At 73.7% G+C, this 24,961-nt stretch carries 19 protein-coding genes; 4 read left to right on the forward strand and 15 right to left on the reverse strand.

Annotated elements, in window-relative coordinates; genetic code table 11:
* Positions 1-214: 214 nt before the first annotated feature.
* Entirely contained in the window at positions 215-400 is a 186-nt protein-coding gene (locus tag ACIOJE_RS31705; protein WP_400780946.1) for a hypothetical protein, read from the forward strand.
* Positions 401-600: 200 nt separating this feature from the next.
* Here ACIOJE_RS31705 and ACIOJE_RS31710 read toward each other — a convergent pair whose 3' ends face one another.
* The 6 genes from ACIOJE_RS31710 to ACIOJE_RS31735 form a co-directional block, all read right to left on the reverse strand.
* Entirely contained in the window at positions 601-1,455 is an 855-nt protein-coding gene (locus tag ACIOJE_RS31710; RefSeq protein WP_400780949.1) for a methyltransferase domain-containing protein, read from the reverse strand.
* Between the two features lie 350 nt (positions 1,456-1,805).
* Complete coding sequence (locus tag ACIOJE_RS31715) at positions 1,806-6,659, reverse strand: DNA repair ATPase (RefSeq protein ID WP_400780951.1); 4,854 nt, start codon at positions 6,657-6,659, stop codon at positions 1,806-1,808.
* Between the two features lie 126 nt (positions 6,660-6,785).
* Complete coding sequence (locus tag ACIOJE_RS31720) at positions 6,786-8,804, reverse strand: flotillin family protein (RefSeq protein ID WP_400780953.1); 2,019 nt, start codon at positions 8,802-8,804, stop codon at positions 6,786-6,788.
* 192 nt (positions 8,805-8,996) lie between these two features.
* Positions 8,997-9,770 carry a hypothetical protein gene (locus ACIOJE_RS31725; RefSeq protein ID WP_400780956.1) on the reverse strand — a complete coding sequence of 258 codons (774 nt, stop codon included), beginning with the start codon at positions 9,768-9,770 and terminating at the stop codon, positions 8,997-8,999.
* A gap of 155 nt (positions 9,771-9,925) precedes the next feature.
* Complete coding sequence (locus ACIOJE_RS31730; protein WP_400780958.1) at positions 9,926-11,041, reverse strand: PucR family transcriptional regulator; 1,116 nt, start codon at positions 11,039-11,041, stop codon at positions 9,926-9,928.
* Between the two features lie 100 nt (positions 11,042-11,141).
* Positions 11,142-12,044: a GntR family transcriptional regulator gene (locus ACIOJE_RS31735; RefSeq protein ID WP_400780961.1), complete on the reverse strand. Its 903-nt coding sequence runs from the start codon at positions 12,042-12,044 to the stop codon at positions 11,142-11,144.
* A 292-nt stretch (positions 12,045-12,336) separates the two neighbouring features.
* On the opposite strand from ACIOJE_RS31735, the gene ACIOJE_RS31740 reads away from it, so the two are divergent.
* On the forward strand, positions 12,337-13,095 hold the full coding sequence (locus ACIOJE_RS31740) for a tyrosine-protein phosphatase (RefSeq protein ID WP_280677890.1): 759 nt from the start codon (positions 12,337-12,339) through the stop codon (positions 13,093-13,095).
* A gap of 147 nt (positions 13,096-13,242) precedes the next feature.
* On the opposite strand, the gene ACIOJE_RS31745 is transcribed toward ACIOJE_RS31740, so the two are convergent.
* Positions 13,243-14,109 (reverse strand): ABC transporter permease, encoded by an 867-nt coding sequence (locus tag ACIOJE_RS31745; protein ID WP_400780965.1) that lies wholly within the window; start codon positions 14,107-14,109, stop codon positions 13,243-13,245.
* A complete protein-coding gene (locus ACIOJE_RS31750; RefSeq protein ID WP_280677894.1) occupies positions 14,106-15,017 on the reverse strand; it encodes an ABC transporter ATP-binding protein in 912 nt (303 codons plus the stop codon). Before ACIOJE_RS31750 ends, ACIOJE_RS31745 begins: the two co-directional genes overlap by 4 nt.
* A 134-nt stretch (positions 15,018-15,151) precedes the next feature.
* Between ACIOJE_RS31750 and ACIOJE_RS31755 the strand changes: the two genes are divergently transcribed.
* The gene (locus ACIOJE_RS31755; RefSeq protein WP_400780968.1) at positions 15,152-16,327 is read left to right on the forward strand and encodes a sensor histidine kinase; all 1,176 of its coding nucleotides are present in this window, start codon (positions 15,152-15,154) and stop codon (positions 16,325-16,327) included.
* On the forward strand, positions 16,324-16,986 hold the full coding sequence (locus tag ACIOJE_RS31760) for a response regulator (RefSeq protein ID WP_400780971.1): 663 nt from the start codon (positions 16,324-16,326) through the stop codon (positions 16,984-16,986). Before ACIOJE_RS31755 ends, ACIOJE_RS31760 begins: the two co-directional genes overlap by 4 nt.
* A gap of 95 nt (positions 16,987-17,081) precedes the next feature.
* Here ACIOJE_RS31760 and ACIOJE_RS31765 read toward each other — a convergent pair whose 3' ends face one another.
* From ACIOJE_RS31765 to ACIOJE_RS31795, 7 genes are all read right to left on the reverse strand, one after another.
* Positions 17,082-17,666, reverse strand: coding sequence for a hypothetical protein (locus tag ACIOJE_RS31765; protein WP_400780974.1), 585 nt, complete (start codon positions 17,664-17,666; stop codon positions 17,082-17,084).
* Positions 17,667-17,790: 124 nt separating this feature from the next.
* A complete protein-coding gene (locus ACIOJE_RS31770) occupies positions 17,791-18,810 on the reverse strand; it encodes an N-acetylglucosamine kinase (protein WP_280677902.1) in 1,020 nt (339 codons plus the stop codon).
* Positions 18,811-18,932: 122 nt separating this feature from the next.
* The gene (locus ACIOJE_RS31775; protein ID WP_400780976.1) at positions 18,933-20,222 is read right to left on the reverse strand and encodes a 6-phospho-beta-glucosidase; all 1,290 of its coding nucleotides are present in this window, start codon (positions 20,220-20,222) and stop codon (positions 18,933-18,935) included.
* Complete coding sequence (locus ACIOJE_RS31780; protein WP_280677906.1) at positions 20,222-21,130, reverse strand: carbohydrate ABC transporter permease; 909 nt, start codon at positions 21,128-21,130, stop codon at positions 20,222-20,224. Before ACIOJE_RS31780 ends, ACIOJE_RS31775 begins: the two co-directional genes overlap by 1 nt.
* 55 nt (positions 21,131-21,185) lie before the next feature.
* Positions 21,186-22,184 carry a sugar ABC transporter permease gene (locus ACIOJE_RS31785; protein WP_280677908.1) on the reverse strand — a complete coding sequence of 333 codons (999 nt, stop codon included), beginning with the start codon at positions 22,182-22,184 and terminating at the stop codon, positions 21,186-21,188.
* Between the two features lie 23 nt (positions 22,185-22,207).
* Positions 22,208-23,563, reverse strand: a complete 1,356-nt coding sequence (locus tag ACIOJE_RS31790) for an ABC transporter substrate-binding protein (protein WP_400780979.1) — start codon at positions 23,561-23,563, stop codon at positions 22,208-22,210.
* Between the two features lie 135 nt (positions 23,564-23,698).
* Positions 23,699-24,889, reverse strand: a complete 1,191-nt coding sequence (locus ACIOJE_RS31795) for an ROK family transcriptional regulator (RefSeq protein WP_400780981.1) — start codon at positions 24,887-24,889, stop codon at positions 23,699-23,701.
* Between the last annotated feature and the right edge of the window lie 72 nt (positions 24,890-24,961).

Raw genomic sequence — 24,961 nt, forward strand, 5'->3', positions numbered from 1 at the left:
TCCCGTGCGCAGGAAGTCGGACAGGTGATTCTGCTGGCGAAGTAGTTGATCTGTGCGAGGTGATGTCCAGCAGGAACATGTAGACCGGTCTGCATAATTTCTCCGGAGCAGGATGAGCCCGCGCGGGGTTGATGTGCGGGCTGTGGGGTTGACGCGGCCGTGTCCGGGTCCGGACGGGGTCCGTTGGGCGGGCGTGAGTAGTAGTCCTGGGGTGATGCCGGCTCCGCGGCGGCGGTCGGTCGAAGAAACGATCCTCCAAGGTGCGGAAAGCTATCTGCACCTCGACCCGGAGGCGCCGATCTATGCCGAGTTGGCCCGGATGTGGCAGGCCGCGGGGCGGACGGTCCCCGGGCTGCCCGATCCGGTGTGGGAGACGCTGGCCGCACCGGGCGGCACCTGACCGCCCACTGCCCGCCGCCGCCCGCTGGCGCCGCCCACCGCTGAAACGCCCACTGCCGAAACGCCTACCGCCGAACCGCCCGCCGCCTCGGCCTCGGCGAGTACCGTCCGTGTCCGGGTAGAACTGCCGCACCCGGCGCCGGAACAGCCCGATCGACCGTTCCCCGGGGCACCTCGCCGGTTCGGGTCCGGGTGCCGGTGCTACCTGCCCGGCTTCACGGCCGTGTGGACGTACCAGGCGACGTACTCGCGGACGGCGTACATCTCCACGGTGGAGCGGAGGTTGAGCCACCGCGCCGGATCGCCGAACCGCCGCAGCACCGCCCACGGCAGCCGGAAGTACGCGTGCACCGCCTCCGAGGTGGGCGTGTAGTACGCCGTCGCGTCCAGCGCCTCCTCGACCTCGAACCCGGCCTCGGCGAGCAGCTGCGGCAGGTTGCGCGCGTGGTAGACCTTCGCACCGGGGAACACCATCGCGTCCAGGTACGGTTCCAGCACCGCCCGTGCCTGCGGGGCGAGTTCGTCCAGTGGCGCGGTGCTCATCGGGCCGAGCAGCACCAGCCGTCCGCCCGGGCGCAGCACCCGGTGGAACTCGGCCAGCGCGCGCGGCGGATCGTAGGAGTGGACGAGCGTCTCCATCGAGTACGCGCCGTCGAACGATCCCCCCTCGAAGGGGAGTCGGTGGTAGTCGCCCCAGGAGAAGACGGTCCGCTCCGCCAGTGCCGCCCGGGCACTGAGCCGGCGGGCCTCGGCGAGGTGGAAGTCCAGCACGTCGACCCCGGTCACCAGCAGACCGAACCGGTCCGCCATCGCCCGCGCCACCACCCCCGCCCCGCACCCGGCGTCCAGCACCGGGGCGCCCGTCGGCAGCGCCAGTTTGCGCCCCAGCACGTCCTGCAGCTGCCGCTGCGCCCGCCACAGCCGCCACTTCGACTGCCCCGGCTCCGTCCAGCCCCAGTGCCGGGCGTTCCTGGCCACCCGGGTGTAGAACAACCGGCTCCCGGTGCGCCCGTAGACGCGGCGCAGCCCGGCGAGATCGAGTTCCTGAGCGCCCATGTGCCCAAAGCTAGCCCCGGACGTGGTGCTCGGACTCGCACGCCACGCATGCGGCCCGGGGCTTGCCCAGCCGGGAGGTCTTGTGCGGTCGCGCGATGAGCTGATCAGATGCCTCGCTCCTCCTGGTGAGCGGAGGTCGGCGGACGTGCCGAGGCTGCTGTGCGCCGCAACCTTGCTGCCCGCTCGGCGTCGAACCGGCCGTGAACAACAACGCCGAACCGCTTGGTGCTTGGTAATCGTGGCCGGACCGCACCCGGCCGGATTCACACCCGCAGACGTGTTCCGGTCGCTCGCAGCGCTCGCGCCGCACCCTCACCTGAGCAACCACTCCCGGGTGGCCGCCGCCGGTTTCAACTCCGCCAGGCGCGCCGCAGCTCGGCCCAGCGGGCCGCCTGGTCCGGGGTGAGGGTGTCCCGCAGGGCGGCGAGCTTGAGGAGTTGGGCCTCGGCGTCGGCGCCGAGGGGTTGGGCCTCGGCGCGGTAGTGGTCGGTGAGGAGCGCGTCGAGTTCGGGGCGGGTGAGGGCGGGGTCGAGGCGCTGGGCGAGTTTGGACATGTTGCGGTAGGAGCCCTGGAGGAGGAACGGGGGCTCGGTGCGGGTGCGGTCGTTCTGGGCGGCGGAGGCCAGATAGGCGCGGTTGACGGCGAGGACGGTGGTGCGCAGGTGGAGCAGCCCGGCGAGGACGGCGGTCATCCGCTCGACCTCGGCGGCGGGCCACGCGCCCGCGAGGGGGCCGCTCGGGGAGCCGGCGGCGCGGGCCAGCAGGGTGTCCAGGTCGGCGCGGTCGGCGGTGGCGAGCGGGGCCAGGTGCGGGTTGGCGGGCAGGGCGTTCTCGACGAAGCTGAGCGCGAAGAGGTCGTCGCGCCCGGCGATGACGTCGCCGAGGTTCCAGACGTCGGCGCGGTTGGCGAGCATGTCGGGCAGCCGGAAGAGGCGGCCGGACTCGGTGTACGGGTTGGCGGCCATGACGACGGCGAAGCGCTTGCCGCGCAGGTCCCATTCGCGGGCCTCGCCGTCCCACACCCCGTCGATCCGGCGCTGGGCGTCGCAGAGCGGGATGAAGCGCTGCAGGAACTCGGGCGAGGTGTGCTGGACGTCGTCGAGGTAGAGCAGCACGTTGTTGCCCGCGTGCAGGGCGAAGTTGATCTTCTCGACCTCGCGGCGGGCGGTGGCGTCGGGGGCCTCGGCGGGGTCGAGGGAGGTGACCCGGTGGCCGAGTGCGGGGCCGCTGACGGTGACCAGCAGCAGGCCGAGCCGTTCGGCGAGGTACTCGACCAGGGTGGTCTTGCCGTACCCGGGCGGGGAGACCAGGAGCAGCAGGCCGCTACGGTCGACCGGTCCGCCGGTGTCGACGGTGCCGAGCTGCTTGGCGAGGTTGTCGCCGACCAGCGGCAGGTAGACCTGGTCGATGAGCCGGTTGCGGACGAAGCCGTTGAGCGGGGCCGGGCGGTACTGGTCGAGCCGCAGCCGGGTGTGCTCGGCGGCCAGCAGGTCGGCGCGCAGCCGCTGGTAGGCCCGGTATCCGGGGACTTCGGTGGCGGCGAACTCCGCCGTGCGGTCCAGGAGTTCGTCGAGCCGCAGGTCGAGTGCGCCGCCGGTGAGCCGGGGGTGGTCGCCGAGCAGTCCGGTGAGGCGGGTGGCGACGGCGCCCTCGGCGGGTCGGCGCGGCAGGGACGGGCAGAGCAGCACGGCGGCGGCCTCGGCGAGGTCGGCCGGGTCGGCGGCGTCGGCGCTGGACTCCAGCCAGGCGCGCGCGAGTTGGCGTCGTGCGGGCAGCAGCGCGGGCTCGGCGGGCAGCGCGGCGAGGGCGTCGGTGAGCCCGGCCGACTCGGGTGCGGCGTGGAACTTGTCGAGCAGCGCGGACGCCCCCGGGGAGAGCGCGAACGCCGGCTCGGCGGCAGCGAGTTCGGCCACCAGGTACGGCCCCGCGGACGCGCCGAGCCCCGCGGACGCGCTGAGCCCCGCGGACGCGCTGAGCCCGGCGGACCCGTCCGCCCCGGCCCCGGCGGCGAACGCCGAGACGGCCGCGCCGAGTTCGCCGGCGAAGGCGTCGAGGGCGATCAGGACGGCCGGCGCCGGGGCCGCGCCGAACGCCTGCCGGGCGAGGGCCAGCGAGCGGGCCCGGGTCCGCCAGGCCAGTCGCTGCCGCTCGTCGGCGCCGTACGCCCAGTACAGCTGCGCGGCCGCCCGGGCGGCCGCCGGGTGGCGCAACAGTCCCGCTCCGGCGTGGAGTTCGAGCAGGGCGCGGAGCAGCAGCGCCGCGTCGTGGTCGTGCACGCCGCGCTGGTAGCCCTCGTCCGGGCGCTGCTCGGCGGCGCGACGGACGAACTCCAGCAGGTCGCCCTCGGCGCGCAGGGCGTCCAGCCCGTCCGGTTCGGCGGCCAGCAGCAGGCCTGCGGCGAGGTACTCGGCCCGGTAGAGCGCGGGGGTCTCCGAGGGCAGCGGCCGGTCCCAGTAGCGCTCGGTGGCGGCGAACGCCGGGTCGGTGACGGGGGAGCGGTAGTCGGTGCCGGTGAGGGTGAAAGCGGGGCGGCCGCGCCAGGGGACGAGGGTGAGTTCGGGCCGCTGGGTGGTGACGGCGAACAGGTGGCGGCCCAGTCGCAGGGTGCCGGGGCCGTCGCCGGCGAGTTCGGCGCGGTCGCGCAGGGACCGGTGGGCGCGGCCGCGGGCGGCGCGCAGCCGTCCGGTCAGCTCCTCGGCCCTGACCCGGTCGCCGAGCGCGGTCAACTGGGCGGCGAGATCGCGCAGTTTGACGGCGGTCGGGTCGGCGGCGAGGGCGGCGTCGATCTCGGCCGCGGTGTCGAGGGCGGTCAGCCGCCGGTGCAGGGTGTCGAGGATGCGTTCGGCGGAGGAGGCGATCCGGTCGGCGCGGCGGGCCCGTTCGTCGAGCAGCTGCTGGCGGCGGGCGGTGAGGGCGTCGTGGATCTCGGCGCGCCGGTCGGTGAGTTGCTCGCCCAGCGCCGGGTCGGCGTCGGCGAAGCGGGTGTCCAACTGCTCGATGCGCAGCAGGAGTCGGCCGAGCTGGTCGTCGCAGGCCTCGGGGGTGTCGGCGGCGGCGAGTGCGGCGGTGGTGGCCTGGGCGAGCAGGGCGAGCAGGGCGGTCTCGGCGGCGAACTCGGCGGCGGTCTCGCGGGTGCGCAGTTCGCGGCGGCGGACGGTGAGGGCGGCGCGGGCGCGGTTGAGCAGCCCGAGGACGTCGGCGAGCCGGTCCAGGATGGCGGTGCGGGTGGTGGCGTCGGCCAGGTCGAGGGTGCCGACCAGTTCCGAGACGGTCTGCAACGCCTCGCTCTGCGCGGTGAGTTCGGCGCCCAGCGGGTCGGCCTCGGCAGCGGTGGCGAGGGCGGCGCAGCGGTCGGCGAGTTCGCCGGCGCGCCGCCGGTGCGGGGCGAAGGCCTCGGGTTCGGCGAGCTGGCCGACGGCGCGGACGGCGGCCTCGGCCAGGCCTTCGGCGAGGTGGGCGGCGAGCGCGTCGATCCGGGCGGGGTCGGCGCGCGGCAGGTCGCGCAGTGCCTCGACCCGGCCCTGGGCGCGGCGCAGTCCGGCGAGCCGGTCGACCCACTCGGCGGCGTCGGCGAGGGTCTCGCCGCGGGCGGTGCGCAGCAGGCCCTCGACGTGGTCGGCGGTCTGTTCGGTCTGCCGGGCGGCGTGCGCGGTGAGTTCGGCGACGGCCTCGTACTCGGCGATGACCTGCCGGGCGGTGTCGCGGATCTCGGCGAGCGGCGCGGCGAGGTCTCCGAGGCCGGGCTGGCCGAGCCAGTGGTGCCGGTCGGTGGTGCGGGTGCAGGCGGCGAGGACGGCCTGGTGGCCGGCCGGGGTGTCGGCGCCGGCGGCGGCCAGTCGGGCCAGGGCGAGGCAGTCGGCGAGGCCGCGGACCAGGTCGGCGTTGCCGATCCGGGCGAGCGGGCCGGTGCCGGGCGGCTGCGCGGCGGCGTACCGCTCGCTGGTGAACGGGGTCTGCCACAGCTGGACGGGGTGCAGTCGGGTGGGCCCGTCCTCGGCCGGGCGGAGGGCGACGAGGGTGCCGTCGGCGAGCAGCGCGTAGCCCTGGCAGGGCAGCGGCGCGGCGGCCTCCTGGCGCACGCTGTTGTACGGCTGGAGCAGGGTGCGGCCGTCGGCGGGGGAGCGGAACTCGTAGAGCACGTCCTCGCCGTTGGGCGAGACGAGGGTGCGCTCGTAGGCCAGGCCGTCCACCGGCTGGTCGAAGGTGCGTACGGTGCCGTCGGCGAGGTGGCAGCCGCCGGGGAAGGCCACGCCCTGGCCGGCGGGCAGCCGCAGGCAGGCCTGGCCGAGCGCGTCGATCCGGGTGATCCGGCCGGTGGGCAGGTGGCAGACCAGGTGCCGGACGGTCTCCTCCTGGTACGGCCGCACGCGCACCAGCAGCAGGGTGCCGAGCCGGGTGTGGGCGATCTGCGCGTCGGCGAGGGTCTGCAGGGCCTCGGCGAGCGGCTCGTGGTGCAGCTCCCGGCCGTCGGCGGCGGCGATGGTCAACCGGCCGCCGTCGACGCCGAGCCGGAGTTCGCCCCCGAGGTCGGCGCGCGGCGGGCTGCCGGGGGCGGCGGGCAGCTGGTCGTCCCGGGTGAGGGCGGTCCAGGCGAGCTGCTGGCCGTCGGCGGGGGTGTGGTCGCGTTCGCCGCGCCCGTCCTGGTAGGCGGGCTGTTCGGCGTGTTCGTCGTCGGAGAGGCGCCAGCGCAGCACCCGGACGTCGGCGGCGGCCGGGCCGGTGCGGAAGACGGCGAGCAGGCGGCCGCCGACGGGGCGTAGCCGCTCCAGCCGGGCGTCCCGGAAGTAGCGGTGCAGGTCGGTGAGGTCCTGGCGCAGGCGCGGGTCGTCCAGCAGGCTGCCCTCGGCGGGGGCGGGGGAGAGGTCGGGGTGGTGGACGCCGAGGACGTCCCCGAGCAGCCCGGCGCCCCCGTCGGAGAAGGCGCCGGACGACGACGCCGCATCGGCGGCCTCGGGGGCGGTGCCGGGGCGGACGCCGAGCAGCAACAGTCCGCCGGCGGCGGTGAGGTCCTGCGGGAGGCAGGCCCGGTCGGTGGTGAGCCGGCCGGTGCCGGTGAGCCGCAGCTCCCCGGCGCCGAACTCCTCGACCCGTCGGGCGTTCAACGCCCGTGCGCGTTCGGCGAGTTCGGCGGCGGACCGGGCGAGCCGGTCGCGCAGGACCTCGTAGGTGCCGGCGTCGAGCCGGGCGTCGAGGGCGTCCACCACGTCAGTTCCTCGGGGTGATCGGGCGATCGGGTACTCAGGCGGGCGATCGGGTGCTCAGGCAGGTGACCGGGTACTCGGGCAGACGATCGGGTGCCCGGGCCGTCGGAAGCCCGGTCACCCGGCCGGTCACCTGGAGCCGTTGGCCGAGGCCAGCGCCCCGATCGGCGTCTCGGCGATGCCCAACTTCTTGGCCGAGGCGAGCAGTTGGCGCAGCTGGCCGGCCTGCTCGCCGCCCCCGGAGCCGATCATCCGCATCAGCAGCGCGGACACCGTCAGGTTCTGCACGTCCGCCGTGGACACCGAGGACAGCACCTTGGTCAGGTCCTCGGTGAAGCTGGCGCTGCCGTCCAGCCAGGGGCCGGCCAGGGCCTGGGCGGTCTGCGAGTGGCCGACGAAGGCGTCCACGCTCTTGGCCGCCGTCACCGACTGCACCAGGCGGTCGAAGAACACCCCGTCGCCGCCGACGATGTCGATCTTCGCCTTCTCCAGCCCCGCCGCGACCAGCGCGGCCTGCGCCTCGGCGATCTGCCGCTGGGTGTCCAGCCCGGCCAGCCGGACGTCCTTCTCGGCGGCCAGCCGCAGCCGGTACTCCTCGTGCCCGCGCGAGGCCTCGTCCAGCTTCGCCATCGCCGCGGCCTTCTCGGTGAGGCCCTCGGCCTCCGCCTTCAGCCTGGCGCCGACCTCCAGCGCGGCGGCCTTCGCCTTCTCGGCCTGGACGGCGGCCTCGGCGCGGCCGACCTTCTCCACCGCCGCGGCCTCCTGCTCGCGCACCTGCACCTGGGCCAGCCCCTCGGCGGCGGCCTCCGCCCGGATGCCCTCGGCCATCCGGATCTTGGCAGCCGCGTCGAGCTCGGCGGCCTGCTGCCGGGCCTCGGCCAGCACCAGCGACTCGCGGGCCTTGTGCGAGGCGGCCGTCTCGGCGGCCTCGGCGGCCTTGATGTCCTTGACGAGCTTCTCCTGCGCCTCCGCCTCGGCCTGGATGATCACCGCGCGCCGGATGCGCTCGGCGTCCTCAGTGGCGCGCAGCGTCTTGACGGCCTCCTCCTGCTCGGCGACGGTCCGCTCCACCGCGACCCGTTCGCGGACCACGTCGGCGACCTCCCGCCGGCGGGACTCGACCTCCTTCTGCTTGGCCATCGAGGCGAGTTCGGTCTCCCGGTCGCGCCCGATCACCTCCAGCAGGCGGTCCTTCTCGATCCGCTCGTTCTCCACCGCGATCACCCGCTCGCGGTTCTTCTGCGCCACCGCGACCTCGCGGGCCTGGTTCTCCCGCTGCACGCCGAGCAGTTCCTCGGTGCGCAGGAAGGCGGTCTGGGCGTTCAGCCGCTCCTCCTCCTGCACCCGGGCGATCACCGCGTCCTCCTTGGCCCGCAGGGTCTCGATCTCGCGGCGCTGGCGGATCTCGGCGTCGGCCTGGCGGCGTTGGAGCTCCAGGACGGTCTCCCGTGCGTCCACGTTCTGCCGGGTGATCTCCTTCTCCTCGGTGCGCTGGTACTCGTTGGTGCGCACGTGCTCGATCGCGGTCAGCTCGGTGATCTTGCGGATGCCCTGGGCGTCCAGGATGTTGTCGGAGTCCAGCTGGTTCATCGGGGTCTGTTCGAGGTGGTCGATGGCCGCGTCCTCAAGGGTGTAGCCGTTGAGGTCGGTGCCGATCACCGCGATGATCTGGTCCCGGAACTCGTGCCGGTGCGTGTAGAGGTCGGTGAAGTCGAGCTGCTTGCCGACGGTCTTCAGCGCCTCGGCGAACTTGGCCGCGAAGAAGTCCTGGATCGCGGACGGGTCGCTGGCCCGGGCGGTGCCGATGGCCTGCGCGACCTTGATGACGTCCTCGACGGTCTTGTTCACCCGCACGAAGAAGGAGATCCGGATGTCCGCCCGGATGTTGTCCCGGCAGATCAGCCCGTCCCGGCCGGCGCGGTGGATCTCCACCGTCTTCACCGAGATGTCCATCAACTCGGCCTTGTGCAGCACCGGGAGGACGATCGTGCCGGTGAAGGTGACGTCCACCTTCTTGGTGCGGGAGACGATCAGCGCCTTGCCCTGCTCGACCTTCTGGAACAGGCGGCCCACGAACAGCAGCATGGCGAGCACGATGAGCAGCACGACGGCGACGAGCACGCCGAAACCCACGGCGATGGTGTCCATCACGGAGTCCTTTGACGAGACGGTGCGAAGGTGAGCGGAAGGGGTCGACGCCCAGGGGCGCCAGGTGTCCGGTGGCGCCAGGTGCCCGGGGACGCGGCGGCCGGGGGACGTCGGGACGTCGGGACGTCGGGGCGTCGGGGCGTCGGGCGTCAGCGGACGCGGGGGTGTCCAGGGACGTCAGGTGTGGGGGCGTCAGGTGCCAGGTAACGCCGCCGGGTCGAACGGCGCCACCAGGAAGTGCTCGCCGTCGGCGTCGTAGTCGAAGATCAGGGCGGTGCGGCCGGCCGCCAGCCCGGGCTCGTCGGTGAGCGTGCGGACCTGGACGGTCGCGGTGGAGCCGTCCTCGGCGGTGACCTCCGCCTGCCCGAAGTCGGCCGTCACCCGGCCGGTCCGGATCACGCAGACGCGGCCGACGAAGTCCCCCCGGGTCGCCGGGCGGTCCTCGGGGAACAGCCGGGACAGCGGGCGGACCAGCAACCGGGTGCCCGCCCAGGAAGCGACCAGCGCGACGGCGAACACGCCGCCGCGCGCCGGTGCCCCCGAGGTGAGGACGGTGCCGGCCAGGCTGACGAACCAGGCGATCGCGACCAGCAGCGACACCGCCACCGTCACGGGCACCCCGCCCAGCCCCAGCGCGCCCAGCACGCCCCCGTGGTGGTGGGTGTCGTGGTCGCCGGTGGCGTGTCCCCCGTGGCCCGCGTGCCCCCCGGCACCGTGCCCCACGTCACCTGCATGACCGACCTGGCCGCCGTGCCCGACGTGGCCGCCGTGCCCGACATGGCCCGTGTGGCCCACGTGGCCGACGTGGCCGACGTGCCCCGCATGGCCGACGCCGTGCCCCCCGTGCAGGGCGTCGAACCCGAGGCCACCGAGCAGCATCAGCAGCCAGTACCCGACGACCACCACCAGCGCGAAGCTGAACAGCGCCGTCGGAAAAGCCAACGCGGCCGCGACGAATCCCCCCATCCCGGCCACGCTCCCCCGCTTTTCCCACGGCGCCGCACTTCGGCGCCACGGAGATCGTGACAGCGCGGGGGCCGTCCGCACATTGCCAGGATCCGGCAATCTTTACGGCCCTTTGACACCCTGGTACGCACCGGCCGGGGGCGCTCGGCCACCGCCTACAGCGGCTGCTCCGGCCAGTTCAGCAGCCGGGCCCCCATCGCCGCCGTCTCCAGGGTGAACCGTTGCAGCGCGTCCGACGGGTCGTAGCCGGTCAGCGCCTTGATCCGCTCCAGCCGGTAGCCGAGCGTGCGCACGCTCAGCCCCAGCCGCCGGGCCGCCTCCGCGTTCACGTACGCGGCCTCCGCCTGCACCGCGATCGTGTCCAGCAGCGGACGCGCGCCGCCCCGCGCCTCGGTCAGCGGGCCCAGCACGCTGCGCACCAGATCGGCCATCGCCGCCCGGTCGCGCATCAGCACCGGGAAGACCAGCAGTTCCTCGGCCTTCAGCTGCTTCGCCGGCAGGTGCAGCCGGTCCGCGTAGTCCAGCGCGCCCAGCGCCTCCTCGTAGCTGCGCAGCACCCCGCTCGCTCCTGAGTGCCGGCGCCCGGTCGCCACCCGCAGCACCGGGCGGTAGCCGGGGCCGGGGTTCAGCGCCAGGTCCGTGAAGGCCTCCAGGACGGCGCGCTCGGAGTCCGGGGCGATGCACACCAGCCGGCCGTCCTTGCTGGCCAGCAGGACGTCCCGCTCGCCGAACCGCCCGACCAGTTCCCGCTCCACCCGGTGCACCAGCGGATGGACGTCCGCGAACGGCGTGCCGCCCACCGCCACCGCCACCGCGTACGCGCCCGCCAGCCGCAGTCCGAACCGCTCCGCGCGCTCCGCGAGCAGCCCGAGGTCGCTGCGGCCGTACAGCAGGTCGTCGATGAACTCCCGCCGGGCGGACTCCGCCTGATGGACCGCCATGCGCTGGGCGCGCTCGTGCCCCTCGCCGAGCGCGGCCAGCGCGGCCTCGGTCGCCGCGAGCACGGCGTCGCCCGTCCGGCGCAGCTCCCCGACGCTGCCCGCCGTGGTGATGCCCGGCAGTACCTGCCAGGCCCGTCGGGTGACCGACAGGCAGTGCGCGACCACGTCGCGCAGCCCGTACCCGGCCTCGGCGCTGCGCTCGCCCAGCGTGCGCAGGCACTCCAGCTCGTCCCGGCGCAGCAGCCTGCCGGTGCGGGAGGAGTCGGCCAGCAGCCCGAGGTAGACCTCGGCCAGTTCGGCGGGTATGTGGCGCTCGATTCCCTCGGACATCGCCGTGCTCCGCCCCCCGTGACGCCTGATGATCCGGCGCGGAACTTTAGCAGGATCCATACGGCGCGAATCGTCCCGGGGCCGGCGGTCTGACCTGGGGCTATCGCGGGCCGGACGGCGGCCCCGGCGGGGGCTCCGGCGGCTGCTCCGATCGCCGCTCCGGTCGTGGCTCCGGTCGTGGCTCGCGGAAGTTCAGGACGAAGCGCGCGCTGCTGCCGTCGATCCGCCGCCGGACGTACAGCGCCGGAGCGCCGTCCGGGGTGCAGCTGACCCCTTCGCGCACCAGCAGCGGGGTGCCGGCGGGGACGTCCAGCAGTTCGGCGTCGGCCAGGTCCGCGCCGATCGCGCCGAACGCCCGCCAGTCGTACTCCAGCTCCACCCCGGCCGCCCGGGCCAGGTCCAGCACCAGGTTCCCGGGCCGGCCGGGCCGCACCAGGGTGCCCGGTAGCGGGCCGAACGGCACCCAGTAGCTGCACACCGCCCGGGCCCGTCCGCCGAGCCGGATCACCGTGTCCACCCGGGACAGCTCCGCCGGAGCCCGGTCCAGCTGGCGGGCCGCCTCCTCGTCCTCCGCCGACCCGGACACCGGTGGGGCGCCCAGCACGAACTCGCCGTCCGTGAACCCGTCGTCCGTGAACCCGTCGTCCGTGAGTTCGTCGCCCGTGACGTCGCCGTCCGCGGACCCGCCGTCCGCCGTGCCGGGGAGCGCGGCGTGCACGCTGCCCAGGTCGAACCGCTGGCTGCGCGGATCCACCGCGATCGAGACGCGGACGGCCGGCGCGCGGACGAACGTGCCCACGCCCCGCCGGATCTCCACCACGGCGGCCCGCTCCAGCTCCGCGACCGCCTGCCGGACGGTCAGCCGGTTCACCCCGAACTCGGCGCTCAGCTCGGGCTCGCTCGGCATCCGGGTGCCCGCCGGGTACGCGCCGGCGTCGATCCGCTCCTGGAGCCGCCGGGCCAGCCGGCGGTAGAGCGGGGTCTTGGGAGGGTTCGTCGCCACAGGCCCGATCCTACGAAGCCCCGGGCCCGCCGCCGGACCGCTGCCCGCCGGCCCGCCGGACCGCCGCCCGCCGGACCGCCGCCCGCCGGACCGCCGCCCGCCGCCCGCCGCCCGCCGCCCGCGCCCGCCGGGCCGCCGCGCCCGCTTCCCGGGTCGACGGGAGCCGCGCGCGGGGGTGGGATGAAGGGGTGCGGGCGGGCGCGGTTTGCCCGACGCCCGGGGGAGAGACTAGACATCTAGACGTCTAGATGTCCGGCCCCTCCTCCTGTGGCTCCACCGAAAGGCCTCGCGCATGTCCCTGGTCAACTTCCGCGACCCCGCCGTCCTCAGTGACCCCGAGGGCCGGCGGATCCGCCCCGGCGTGCTGTACCGCTCCGCCCAGCCCTTCCCGGCCGCCGACGAGGCCACCGTCGCCCAGCTGCGCGCCTGCGACATCCGCACCATCGTCGACCTGCGCGACACCCGCGAGACCGACCCCGCCGACTGGGCCGCCGCCGAGGCCGCCGGGATAGCCGTCGTCGCGGCCCCGGTCAACCCCACCACCGACGACCTCGCCGCGCGCATGCGCACCATGGCCACCGCCGCCGACCTCGGCGACTACTACGTGCTGCTGGCCGAGTCCGCGCCCGAGGCCGTCGCCGCCGCCGTCGAGGCCGCCGCCCGCCCGGGCGCCGTCCTGCTGCACTGCGCCGCCGGCAAGGATCGCACCGGCCTGCTGACCGCTCTGCTGCTGGACCTCCTCGACGTGCCCGCCGAACGGATCGTCGCCGACTACGCCCGCACCGCCGACGCCCTGCCGCAGATCTTCGCCGGCCTCGCCGAGCGCCACCGCACCGCCCTCAACGACCGCCAGGCCCGCGTCACCGACTCCCAGGGCCGTGAACTCAGCATCCCCGCCCCGCTCCTGCAGGCCCCGGCCGAAGCCATGGCCGTCTTCCTCGACGGCGTCCGCACCCGCCACGGCGGCGCCGCCTCCTTCCTCCCCGCCTGCGGCGTCCCCGCCACCACCCTCGGCGCCTTCCGCACCAAGGCCGCCGCCCCCGCCCTCTGACGCATCCGGCCCCGGAGCCGCGACGGCGGCTCCGGGGGCAGTCAGCCGCGGTGGTGGCGGCGTGGAGGTGAGCCAGGGCCTGCTCGGCGGTGACGGGGGCGAACGGTTCGAGGAGCCGCACGCCGTGAGCCGTCAGCCGTACGGGTCCTACACGTCCCGCCGCCGCATCAGGACCACCGTCACCGTCAGTGCGACGGCCGCCCAGGCCCCCAGGGTGATCCAGGAGTCCAGCACGCTCGGCGCGTACTTGCCCATCGTCGTCGAGGAGTTGGGGTTGAAGGTCAGCCGCACCTCGGCGGAGAGCGGCAGGTGGTTGCCGATCTCCTTCAGCAGACGGTAGCGGTCGCCGCCGAACATCATCGGCACGATGAGCAGCAGCATGACCAGCGAGACGATCGAGGCGGTGGCGTGCCGCAGCAGGGCGCCGAGGGCCATGCCGATCAGCGCGCAGACGGGCACGATCGCCGCGTAGCCGAGGACGGCTCCCAGGCAGCCCTCGTCGGTGAGGGAGAGCCCGACGTGCCGGGAGGCCAGCATGGCGTTGCTGCCGAAGAAGGACGCCGCGGACACGACGGCGCCGGCCAGCGAGGTGAGGCCGGCGATCAGCACCACCTTGGCCGCGGCCACGCCCCGGCGGTCGGGCACGGCGGCGAAGGTGGTGCGGATCATGCCGGTGGTGTACTCGCCGAACACGGTGATCGCACCGAGGCTGCCGGCGGCGACGGCCATCAGCGCGGCGGAGATGCTGTTGAGGCCGTGGTGGAGCGGGTCGTACCGGTACGGGGGGAAGCCGGGTATCGGTGCGGGCGGATGGTCGATGTAGGTCAGGTCGGTGTGGACGGCGTTCAGGTTGATCGCGATCGCGGCCAGCGAGGCGAGGGCCAGCACCCAGTACGTGGACCGCAGCGAGCGCAGTTTGATCCACTCGGCGGCGAGCAGGTCGGCGAACCGCGGCCTCGGCTCGGCCGGGCGGGTGCCGCCGGGCCGGACGGGGGAGAGGGTGGTCGCGCTCATCGGGCTTCTCCTGCCAGGTATTCGACGCTGTCGGCGGTCAGGGACATGAACGCCGACTCCAGGGACGAGGTACGGGTGGTGAGCTCGTGCAGCACCAGGCCGTGCCGGAGGGCGAGCTCGCCGATCCGGGCGGCGGGCAGGCCGGTCACCACACCCACCTCCGGCTCCGCCCGCCGTACGCTCGCCCCCTCTGCCCGCAACACCTGCGCCAGCGCGGCCAGTTCGGGCGTACGGACGGCCACCGAGGTCACCGCGTTGCGGGCGGAGAACTCCGCCAGGCTCTCGTCGGCGATCAGCCGGCCCCGGCCGATCACCACCAGCCGGTCGGCGGTGTGCTCCATCTCCGCCATCATGTGGCTGGAGACGAACACCGTCCGGCCCTCCTCGGCGAGGCGGCGGAACAGCCCGCGCACCCACAGCACGCCCTCCGGGTCGAGCCCGTTGAGCGGCTCGTCGAACAGCAGCACCGGCGGGTCGCCCAGCAGCGCACCGGCGATGCCGAGCCGCTGCTTCATGCCCAGCGAGTAGCCGCCGATCCGGCGCCCGGCGGCCTTGCCGAGTCCGACCTCGGCGAGCACCTCGTCCACCCGCCCGAGCGGGATGCGGTTGCCCCGGGCGAGCGCCGACAGGTGGGCCCGGGCGCTGCGCCCGCCGTGCACGTCCTGGGCGTCCAGGAGGGCGCCGACGTGGCGCAGGCCGCGCGGCCGGTTCGCGAAGGGCACCCCGTCCACGGTGACGGTCCCCTCGGTGGGGGTGTTGAGGCCCAGGATCATGCGCAGGGTGGTGGACTTCCCGGCGCCGTTGGGGCCCAGGAAGCCGGTGACGGTGCCCGGCTGGACGGTGAAGGTCAACTGGTCGACGGCCGTGGTGGCGCCGTACCGCTTGGTCAGTCGCTCGATCTCGATCACGGGGACCACGGTGCCGCCCGGGGCCCCGCCCGGACATCGGGCCGCGGGCCACAACCGGTGGCCGCCGGACCGGCCCCAGGGATTACGCCCACGGGCCAATGCACCGGCCCGCGGGCCGCCGCTACCATCGGACGGTGATCATCAACCCTCGTCCGCCCCTGCTTAGGCGCCTGCCGCCGGCCGCGTGGGTGGCGGCGTTCTGGGTGACGGTCGTCGGGGTCCGCTGCTTCCAACGGGACGACGAACTGGCCCACCTGTTCCGCTACAACGGCAATGTCGAGGACATGCCGCTGCTGGTCACCGCGGTGGTCACCGTCCTGATGGCGTCGCTGCTGGTCCGCCTGCCGCTGCTGGCGGTCGCGATCCCGCTCGCGGCGTGCGTCTTCACGATCGGCATGCGGATCCAGGAGACGGCCGCGGTGCAGCTGCTGCTCGCCGAGGCGGCGATCGGCTACTGCGCGGCCACCCGCTCCCGGGCCGTGTCGCTGTGCGCCGCCGCGATGCCGGTCGCCGTGGTGGCCGCCATGGCGGCCTGGCGCCTGGCGAGCGACTACCCCACCGACCTGTTCGCCCAGGCCGCGGTCGCCTCCACCGCCGCGATCGCCTGGCTGGTCGGCAACACCGTCCGGCAGAACCGCGCGCACGCCGAGGCGCTGCGCGGCCGCGCCACCGAGCAGGCGATCACCGCCGAACGGCTGCGGATCGCCCGCGAGTTGCACGACATGGTCGCGCACAACATCGGCATCATCGCGATCCAGGCCGGCATGGGCAGCCGGGTCATGGACACCCAGCCCGCCGAGACCCGCAACGCGCTGAACGCCATCGAGGACACCAGCCGGGAGACCCTGGCCGGCCTGCGCCGGATGCTCGGCGCACTGCGCCAGGGCGAGCCGGAGTCCGCGCCGCTGGAGGTCGCCCCGGGGCTGGGCGAGTTGGACCGGCTGGTCGAGAAGACGGCCGGCGCCGGAGTCCGGGTCGCGCTCACCCGCCGGGGCGAACCCCGCGCGCTGCCGCCCGAGGTGGACCTCGCCGCCTACCGCATCGTCCAGGAGTCGGTCACCAACGTGGTCAAGCACGCGGGCACCCGGGACTGCCACGTCACCGTCGACTACGGCCCGGAGCAACTCGCCGTCACCGTCGTCGACCTCGGCGCCGGCACCACCGGGCCGTCCGCGGGCTCCGGCTACGGCATCGCCGGCATGCGCGAGCGGGTCGGCCTGCTGCACGGCCAGTTCAGCGCCGGACCGCGCCCCGACGGCGGCTTCCAGGTCGCCGCCCGACTGCCGCTCCCCGTGGAGGTCTCACCATGATCCGCGTCCTCCTGGTCGACGACCAGCCGCTCATCCGCACCGGCCTGCGCGTGCTCATCGCCGACACCCCGGACCTGGAGGTCGTCGGCGAGGCCGGCAACGGCGCCGAGGCGGTCGAACTCGCCGCCAGGCTGCGCCCCGACGTCGCCGTGATGGACATCCGGATGCCCGGCATGGACGGCATCGAGGCCACCCGCCGGATCACCGCCACCCCTGACCTGCCGACCCACGTCCTGGTCCTCACCACCTTCGACGACGACGACTACGTGTACGGCGCGCTGCGCGCCGGCGCGAGCGGCTTCCTGGTCAAGGACCTCGCCCTGGAGACCATCCTGGACGGCGTCCGGGTCGTCGCGGCCGGGGACGCCCTGATCGCCCCGAGCATCACCCGCCGCCTGATCGGCGAGTTCGCCGCCCGCCCGCAGCCCGCCGCGGTCCGGACCGGCCGGACGGCCGTCGACGGGATCACCGAGCGCGAGCGCGAGGTGCTGACCCTGGTCGGCCGCGGACTCTCCAACACCGAGATCGCCGAGGAGCTCACCATCAGCGTGGCCACCGCTAAGGCGCACGTGGCCCGGCTGTTCACCAAGCTCGACGCCCGCGACCGGGTCCACCTGGTCATCCAGGCCTACGAGTTCGGCCTCGTCGCCCCGGCCTGAGCCCCCCGCGCGACGGTGCGGCGCCCACGGGACCGTGAGCCCCGAGGGAACCGCCCACGGGACCGTGAGCCGCCGAGTGAACCCGAGTGAACCGCCTACGGCACGGCCAGCTCCCCGATCCGCATGATCCGCCCGTGCGAGTCCAGCACCACGTCGTACGCGTTCCCGAAGCACCCGTAGGGCGAGCCGGGGTCGCGGCCCGCCAGGCAGTCGTCGAGGTGGCTGATCACCGCGTCCAGCCGGACCGGTCTGACCGGGTCCCCGTGCGCGCGGTCCACCAGGGTGGCCTCGACTCCCGCCGTGGCGAAGCCGTAGTGCTCCGCGGTGCCCGCCGCGTCGTAGCGGGCCTCGTCGCAGAGGTAGCGGGCGGGTTGGGCGGTGAGGTCGTTCTCCTCCACCGCGACGACCAGGAGGACGGTGTGGCCGGGGAGTTCGGTCGGGGTCGGGGTGGCGCACTCGGCGGTGGGGGCGGCGGGGACGGAGGCGGTGTCCATGCTGGGCTCGGGGTCGGCGAGGTCGTCGTCCAGCAGGTCGTCCTCGTCGTCGTAGGCCCCGTCGGCGACCGCGGCGGCGGAGGCGGCCGCGACGGTGGGCGCGGAGTCGGCGGGGGTGCAGGCGGCGAGGGCGGCTGCGGCACTACAGCACAGCAGAGCGGCGAGGAGGGTTCGAGGCACGGCCATGGCACTAGTCTCCCCGCTGGCGGTCGCCGTCGTCACCCAGGTACACGACCGGTGCACGGTCCGTGGTTCCCGCCCCCGTCGGATGTGCGGATCCGGCGGGGGCGGGGGTCTTGGGGGGGAACCGTCAGGCGGCGACGGGCCGTTGCGCCTCGTACGCCCGGCGCAGCCGGGCCTGGGCCTCGGCGCCCGCGTCGAGGTGGTCGAGCCCGAGCAGCGCCGAGCCCAGGACGGGCGCTGCGACGACGACCCGCGGTTCGGCGAGCGGCGCGGCCTCGGCCAGCCGGGCGGTCACGTTGTCGAGCAGCAGCGGCTGCCGGGAGGCGAGCACGCCGCCGCCGAGCACGACCGGGGTCGGCGAGTCGAGCAGTTCCAGCCGCCGCAGGGCGACGACGGCGAGCCGGACGATCTCGTCGGCCTGGCGGTCGATCAGCCCCAGCGCGACCTCGTCGCCCGTCTCGGCGGCGGCGAACAGCACCCGGACGATCTCGTGCAGCCGGCTGTTCGGCAGGTGCCCGAGGTGGACGGCCTCGGCGACGGCGCCGGCGCTGGGCAGGCCGAAGTGTTCGGCGATGGCGCGGGAGAGCGCGGTGGGGCCGCCGCGGCCGTCCTCGTGGCGGACGGCGTGCCACATGCTGGTGACGGCGAGGCCGCCACCGCCGCCCCAGTCGCCGGTGAGCTCGCCGAGGGCGGGGAACCGGGCGGTGCGGCCGTCGGGCAGCAGGCCGACGCAGTTGATGCCGGCGCCGCAGACGACGGCGACGCCGCGCGGGCCGTCGGTGCCGGCCCGCAGCAGGCCGAAGGTGTCGTTCACGACGGTGTTGCTGGCGCCCCAGGGGTGGGACTCCAGAGCGGTGCGCAGGGCTTCTTCCTCGACGGGCAGGTCGGCGTTGGCCAGGCAGGCGCTGACGTGGCTGGTGAGGACACCGCTCCAGGCGGGGTGGCCGGCCGCCGCGGCGGCCTGCTCGACCAGCGGGACGAGGCCGGCGACGGCGGCGGCGCCGCCGATCTTCTGGGGTGCGAAGCCGCCGCCGCGGGCGGTGCCGTGGACGGTGCCGTCGACGCCGATCAGGGCGACGTCGGTCTTGGAGTTGCCGGCGTCGATGGCGAGAACGCCGGGCAGGAGTGGTTCGGGCTGGTGGGTCATCAGGTCCCCGCGGCTCGTACGTGGCCCGGCCGTGGCGTTGTCCCCGGCCGGGGGTGGTCGGTCTCCTCGCCGTGCCCGGCCCGCGACACCCTCATATCGCGGGCCGGGCGGCTCGGTGGGCGTCAGGCCCAGGCGAGGTGCTCGCGGTTGTGGGCGAGCAGCCGATCGGTGAGCTGGTCGGCGAGATCGATCTGGCCGACCAGCGGGTGGGCGAGCAGGGCGTCGAAGACCCGGTCGCGGCCGCCGTGCAGGGCGGCGTCGAGCGCGAGGTGCTCGTACGAGGTGACGGCGGCGATGAGGCCGGCGTACAGCGGCTCGACGGCCCGCTGCGGGAGCGGCCGGACGCCGTCGGCGTCGACCTCGGCCGGGACCTCGATGACGGCGTCGTCGGGCAGGAACGGCAGCACGCCGTCGTTCCGCGCGTTGACGACCTGCACGGAGGTCGCGCCGCCGGTGCCGAGCAGCGCGGCGATCAGCTGGACCGCGGCCTCGGAGTAGAACGCGCCGCCGCGCTTGCCGAGGAGTTCCGGCTTGGTGTCGAGGGTCGGGTCGGCGTACATCTCCAGCAGCTGCCGCTCGATCTCGGAGACCTGGGCGGCCCGCGAGCCCTGCACCTTGAGCTCCTCGACGACCGCGTCGTGCTGGTAGAAGTAGCGCAGGTAGTAGGACGGCACGACGCCGAGGCGCTCGATGACGGGCTGCGGCAGGTGCAGGTCCTCGGCGATCTCCTTGCCGAAGGAGGACAGCAGCTCCGGCAGCACCTCCCGGCCGGTGGCGGCCCCGGGCGCGTCGAGCAGGGTGACGCCGCGCTCCCAGGTGAGGTGGTTGAGGCCGACGTGGTCGAGGCGGATCAGCTCCGGGTCGACGCCGAGGTGGGTCGCGAACTTGCGCTGGAAGCCGATGGCGACGTTGCACAGGCCGACGGCCTTGTGGCCGGCGTTCTGCAGGGCGCGGGTGACGATGCCGACGGGGTTGGTGAAGTCGACGATCCAGGCGTCTGGGTTGGTGCGCCGGACCTTCTCGGCGATGTCGAGGACGACCGGGACGGTGCGCAGCGCCTTGGCGAGGCCGCCGGCGCCGGTGGTCTCCTGGCCGACGCAGCCGCACTCCAGCGGCCAGGTCTCGTCCTGGTTGCGGGCGGCCTGGCCGCCGACGCGCAGCTGGAGCAGGACGGCGTCGGCGTCGGCGACGCCCGCCGCCAGGTCCGTGGTCGTGGTGACGACCGCGCCGTGCCCCTGCTTGGCGAAGATCCGCCGGGCGAGTCCGCCGATCAGTTCCAGGCGTTCGGCGGCCGGGTCGATGAGCACCAGCTCGCCGATCGGCAGGGTGTCGCGGAGCCGGGCGAAGCCGTCGATCAGCTCCGGGGTGTACGTCGAACCGCCGCCGACGATTGCCAACTTGAGTGCGGACATCAGCCCTTGACCCCTGTCAGTGTCACGCCTTCGATGAAGGCCTTCTGTGCGAAGAAGAAGAGGATGATCACCGGCGCCATCACGAGGAGGGTGGCGGCCATGGTGAGGTTCCAGTTGGTGTGGTGGGCGCCCTTGAACGACTCCAGGCCGTACGAGAGGGTCCACGCGTCGTGGTTGTTGCTGGCGTAGATCTGCGGGCCGAAGTAGTCGTTCCAGCAGTAGAAGAACTGGAACAGCGCGACGGCGGCGATGGCCGGCTTGGCCATCGGCAGGACGACCTTGAGCAGGGTGCGCAGGTCGCCGCAGCCGTCGATCCGGGCGGCCTCGATGTACTCCTTGGGGATGGTCAGCAGGAACTGGCGCAGCAGGAAGATCGAGAACGCGTCGCCGAAGGCCATCGGGATGATCAGCGGCCAGAGCGAGCCGCCGAGACCGAGCTGCTTCGCCCAGAACAGGTACATCGGGATGACGGTGACCTGCGGCGGGAGCATCATCATGGCGATGACGGCCATCAGCGCGAGGTTGCGGCCCCGGAAGCGGAACTTGGCGAGCGCGTAGGCGACCGGCAGGCTGGAGACGATGGTCAGCACGGTGCCGAGGCCGGCGTAGAGCAGGGTGTTGCGCCACCAGGTCAGGAAGCCGGGGGTGTCCCAGACCTTGCCGTAGTTGCCCCACTCCCAGGAGGTGGGCCAGTAGTCGGTGGTGAGCGCCTGCTGGTCCGTCATCACCGAGGTGAGGAAGGCGAACACGAACGGCAGCAGGAAGAAGAGCGCGGCGGCGATCGCCAGGGAGTGCACGGCCACCCAGTTGAGCAGCGCGCGGCGACGGGCGACCCGGGCGGCGGCGCCGCCGGTGCCGGAGGCGCCGGCCGGGGACGGCGCCTTGGTGAGCGTGGAGCTGAGCGTCATGATGGGGTCCTCACTGGTCCGCTGGGTCCGTTAGGGCGTGTCTGTCAGACACGCCCTAGTCGTCGCTCGCCATGAAGCCGGACTTGCGGCGGAGCAGGATCGAGGTGACGGCCATCGAGATGACGAACAGCACCAGGGCGACGACGCAGGCCGCGCCGTAGTTGAAGCGTTGGAAGCCGAGGTTGTAGACCATCTGCGGCAGGGTCCAGGTGGAGCCCTGCGGGTAGCCCGGTTCGAACTGCTGGCCGGAGTTGCCCGCGATGCCGCCGGCGACCTTCCCGGCGACGATCGCCTGGGTGTAGTACTGCATGGTCTGGATGACCCCGGTGACCACCGAGAACATGATGATCGGCGAGATGTTCGGCAGCGTGACGTACCGGAAGCGCTGGAAGGGCCCGGCGCCGTCCAGTTCGGCCGCCTCGTACTGCTCCTTGGGGACGTCGAGCAGCGAGGCCATGAAGATGACCATCAGGTCGCCGATGCCCCACATGGCGAGCAGGGTGAGCGCGGGCTTGGACCAGGTCGGGTCCGAGAACCAGCCGGGCTGCGGCAGCCCCAGTTCGCCGAGCAGGTGGTTGACCGGGCCGGTGCCGGGGTTGAGCAGGAAGGCGAAGGCGACGGTGGCGGCCACCGGCGGTGCCAGGTACGGCAGGTAGAACACGGTGCGGAAGAAGCCCACGCCGGTCTTGACCTTGGTGATGAGCAGTCCGATGCCGAGTCCGAACACCACCCGCAGGCTCACCATGATGACGACCAGCCACAGGGTGTTGCGCAGGCCCTGCCAGAACGCCGGGAGGTCGTTGAAGACGTAGTCCCAGTTCTTGAGGCCGCTGAAGGTGGGGGCGCCGAAGCCGTTGTACTTGGTCAGGGAGAAGTAGATGGTCGAGATCAGCGGGTACAGGAAGAAGACGCTGAAGCCGATCAGCCAGGGGGAGAGGAAGGCGAGGGTGCGGGCCGCCTCCCGGCGGCGCTTCCGGCGCAGCAGGTGCTGCGTGGAGGGCGCCGCCGGGGCGGGCGATCCGGTGCCCTTGCGGGTGCCGAACGCGAGTGACATGGGAGCTCCGTGGACCTTGGCCGCTACTTGGCCTGGGCGATGGCGGCGTCGATCTCCTTGGCGGTGGCCGCCAGGCCGGCCGCGAGGTCGCCCTGCTTGCCGGACTCGTAGTCGTAGCCGAGGTTCTGCAGCGAGACGATGTAGCCGCCGCCGTTGACGCTCGCCGGGGTGGTGCCCGACTGCGGGTGCTTGGCGATGTCCAGGAAGGTCTTGAAGTTCGGGTCGCTGACCAGCTTCGGTGAGTTGAGCGCGTCGAAGGTGCTCGGCACGTTGTGGATCGCGTTGGCGAAGTTGACGACCGCGTCGGTGTCGGTGGTCAGGTACTTGACCAGTTCCCAGGCGGCGGCCTGCTTCTTGCTGCCGCTGGCGATGCCGATGATGGTGCCGGTCTGGTAGCCGCGGCCCCAGGAGTCGGCCTGGTCGTCCGGGACGGGGAACGGCGCGGTGGCCCAGTCGAAGTCGGGCTTGTTCTCGGCGAGCGAGGTGGTGCGCCACTCGCCGTCGATGGCCATCGCGACCTGGCCGGTGTGGAAGGGGTTCTTGGCGCTGAACTCCTCGCCGAAGGTGGAGCGGTACTTGTCCAGCTTGGCGTAGCCGCCGAGCTTGTCGACCATGCTCTTCTGCCAGGTGAGCATCTGGGCGACCTTGGGGTCGGTCGCGACGGCCGACTTGCCGTCGGCGTTGAAGTAGGTGGGCCCGTACTGGCCGAGGAAGTGCTCGGTGGTGGACTCGTAGCCGTGGTACAGCGGCATGAAGCCCAGCTGCTTGTAGCTGTCGCCGTCGTTGACGGTCAGCTTGACGGCGTCGGCGGCGAACTCGCTGAAGGTCTTCGGCGGGGCGGTGATGCCCGCGTCGGCGAAGGCCTTCTTGTTGTAGTAGAGGCCGTAGGCGTCGCCGAGCAGCGGCAGCGAGCACTGGTTGCCCTGGAACTGCGTGTAGCTGAGCATCGCGGACGGGAAGGTCCGGGCCGTGTCGATGCCGCTCTTGTCCAGGAAGGGCTTGAGGTCGGCGAAGGACTTGGTCGAACAGAACATGCCGACGTTGTTGGTGGTGAAGGAGGACACCACGTCCGGTGCGTCGTCGCCGCCGGCCCGCAGCGCCTGGTTGACCTTGTCGTCCGCGATGTTGGCGACGGCCTTGACGTGGATGTTCGGGTGGGCCTTCTCGAAGGCGGCGATGTTGTCGTTGATCGCCTTCACCTCGTTGTCCTGGCTCCAGCCGTGCCAGAAGGTGATGGTGACGTCCTTGCCGCTGGCCGAGTCGTCGTTGCCGCCGGCGTCGTTGCTGCCGGTGCAGGCGGTGGCGAGCAGGGCCAGGACGGCGCTGCCGGTGATGGCGGCGATCGTGCGGCGGCCTCTGCGGGAGGTGGTGGAGTGCACTTCGAGGTCCTCCTGGGGGTGCGCGGACAGGCGTCATTGCCTCGGGGCCCGCGTTCGGGGGTGGGGAGAGGTGGGTGCAGGGTGCGTGCGGGGTGGCGGGGGAGCGGTGGCGGCGGGTGGTGTCAGGGGGGCGCGTCAGTGCGTGGAGAAGACCGCCTCGCGGGCGTCCGCCAGGGCGCGTTGCAGGGCGCCGAGCAGGACGGGCGAGCCGGACAGGGCGCTGCTGCGGACTTCCGGTCTGGCCATGGAGAGCCGGGCCAGCTCGTCCTCGACGAGCGCGCGCAGGCGTTCGCCGCCCGCGCTGGGCACCGCGCCGGAGAGGACCACCAGTTGGGGGTCGACGACGGCGACGATCGCGGCCAGTCCGACGGCGAGCCGGGCCGCCAGCTCGGCGAGGAACGCGTCGCCGGCGCCCGGGGTCTCCAGGGCCTTGGCGATCGACTCCTCGGCGGTGGGCGCGCCGAGCCCGTGTTCGCGGGCCAGGGTCCGGACGGCGGGTGTGCCGACCAGGTCCTGGAACCCGCCGAAGTTGCGGCGGCGCACGTCCCGCACGACCGGTGAACCGGGCACCGGCATGTAGCCGACCTCCCCGGCGCCGCCGGTGAAACCGCGGTGCAGCCGGCCGGCGATGACGATCGCGGCGCCGGTGCCCGTACCGGCCCAGAGGAGGACGAAGTCCTCGCAGCCCCGGGCCGCGCCGGAGGACTGCTCGGCGACGGCGGCGAGGTTCACGTCGTTCTCGATCGACACGGACGCGCCGATCGCCTCGGACAGCTCCTCGACCAGCCGCGGCGAGTGCCAGCCGGGCAGGTGGGAGGCGTAGCGCAGCTTGCCGGTGACCGGGTCGGGGGCGCCACCGACGCCGATCACGGCGGCGTGCAGGTCGCCCTCGGCGAGTCCGGCGGCGCGGACGGTCCCGGCGACGGCGGCGGCGACCTTGGCGACGGTCTCGGCGGCCGGGACGCCCTTGGTCGGCACGGTGTGCTCGGCCAGCGTGGCGCCGGTGATGTCGGCGACGGCGACCCGGATCTCACTGTTGGTGACGTCCAGCCCCGCGACGTGGGCGGCGGCCGGATTCACCTGGTAGAGCTGCGCGTTGGGGCCGGGGCCGCCCGCGGTGGTGCCGACCGGCAGGACCAGTCCGGCCGCCTCCAGGCGGCCCAGCAGCTGGGAGGCGGTGGGCTTGGAGAGTCCGGTCAGGGTGCCGATCTGGGTGCGGGAGAGCGGGCCGTTCTCCAGCAGCAGTTCGAGGGCGGCGCGGTCGTTGATGGCGCGCAGCAGGCTGGGGGTACCGGCGAGAGGGGCCTTGGCGGTGTTCTTGGTCACGCGCGAATCCTCCTCTTTCGGCTGGTGGGGGGCGACGAGGGGCGCCGTCGAGCCTGGGGACCCGAACTGTTA

The sequence above is a fragment of the Kitasatospora sp. NPDC087861 genome (assembly GCF_044742585.1).
Taxonomy (GTDB): domain Bacteria; phylum Actinomycetota; class Actinomycetes; order Streptomycetales; family Streptomycetaceae; genus Kitasatospora.

Excerpts from the sequence above, each read along its gene's own strand:
- ACIOJE_RS31705 (WP_400780946.1), top strand. The coding sequence starts at position 215 with ATGCCGGCTCCGCGGCGGCGGTCGGTCGAAGAAACGATCCTCCAAGGT.
- ACIOJE_RS31710 (WP_400780949.1), bottom strand. The coding sequence starts at position 1,455 with ATGGGCGCTCAGGAACTCGATCTCGCCGGGCTGCGCCGCGTCTACGGG.
- ACIOJE_RS31720 (WP_400780953.1), bottom strand. The coding sequence starts at position 8,804 with ATGGACACCATCGCCGTGGGTTTCGGCGTGCTCGTCGCCGTCGTGCTG.
- ACIOJE_RS31725 (WP_400780956.1), bottom strand. The coding sequence starts at position 9,770 with ATGGGGGGATTCGTCGCGGCCGCGTTGGCTTTTCCGACGGCGCTGTTC.
- ACIOJE_RS31730 (WP_400780958.1), bottom strand. The coding sequence starts at position 11,041 with ATGTCCGAGGGAATCGAGCGCCACATACCCGCCGAACTGGCCGAGGTC.
- ACIOJE_RS31740 (WP_280677890.1), top strand. The coding sequence starts at position 12,337 with ATGTCCCTGGTCAACTTCCGCGACCCCGCCGTCCTCAGTGACCCCGAG.
- ACIOJE_RS31745 (WP_400780965.1), bottom strand. The coding sequence starts at position 14,109 with ATGAGCGCGACCACCCTCTCCCCCGTCCGGCCCGGCGGCACCCGCCCG.
- ACIOJE_RS31760 (WP_400780971.1), top strand. The coding sequence starts at position 16,324 with ATGATCCGCGTCCTCCTGGTCGACGACCAGCCGCTCATCCGCACCGGC.
- ACIOJE_RS31765 (WP_400780974.1), bottom strand. The coding sequence starts at position 17,666 with ATGGCCGTGCCTCGAACCCTCCTCGCCGCTCTGCTGTGCTGTAGTGCC.
- ACIOJE_RS31770 (WP_280677902.1), bottom strand. The coding sequence starts at position 18,810 with ATGACCCACCAGCCCGAACCACTCCTGCCCGGCGTTCTCGCCATCGAC.
- ACIOJE_RS31775 (WP_400780976.1), bottom strand. The coding sequence starts at position 20,222 with ATGTCCGCACTCAAGTTGGCAATCGTCGGCGGCGGTTCGACGTACACC.
- ACIOJE_RS31780 (WP_280677906.1), bottom strand. The coding sequence starts at position 21,130 with ATGACGCTCAGCTCCACGCTCACCAAGGCGCCGTCCCCGGCCGGCGCC.
- ACIOJE_RS31785 (WP_280677908.1), bottom strand. The coding sequence starts at position 22,184 with ATGTCACTCGCGTTCGGCACCCGCAAGGGCACCGGATCGCCCGCCCCG.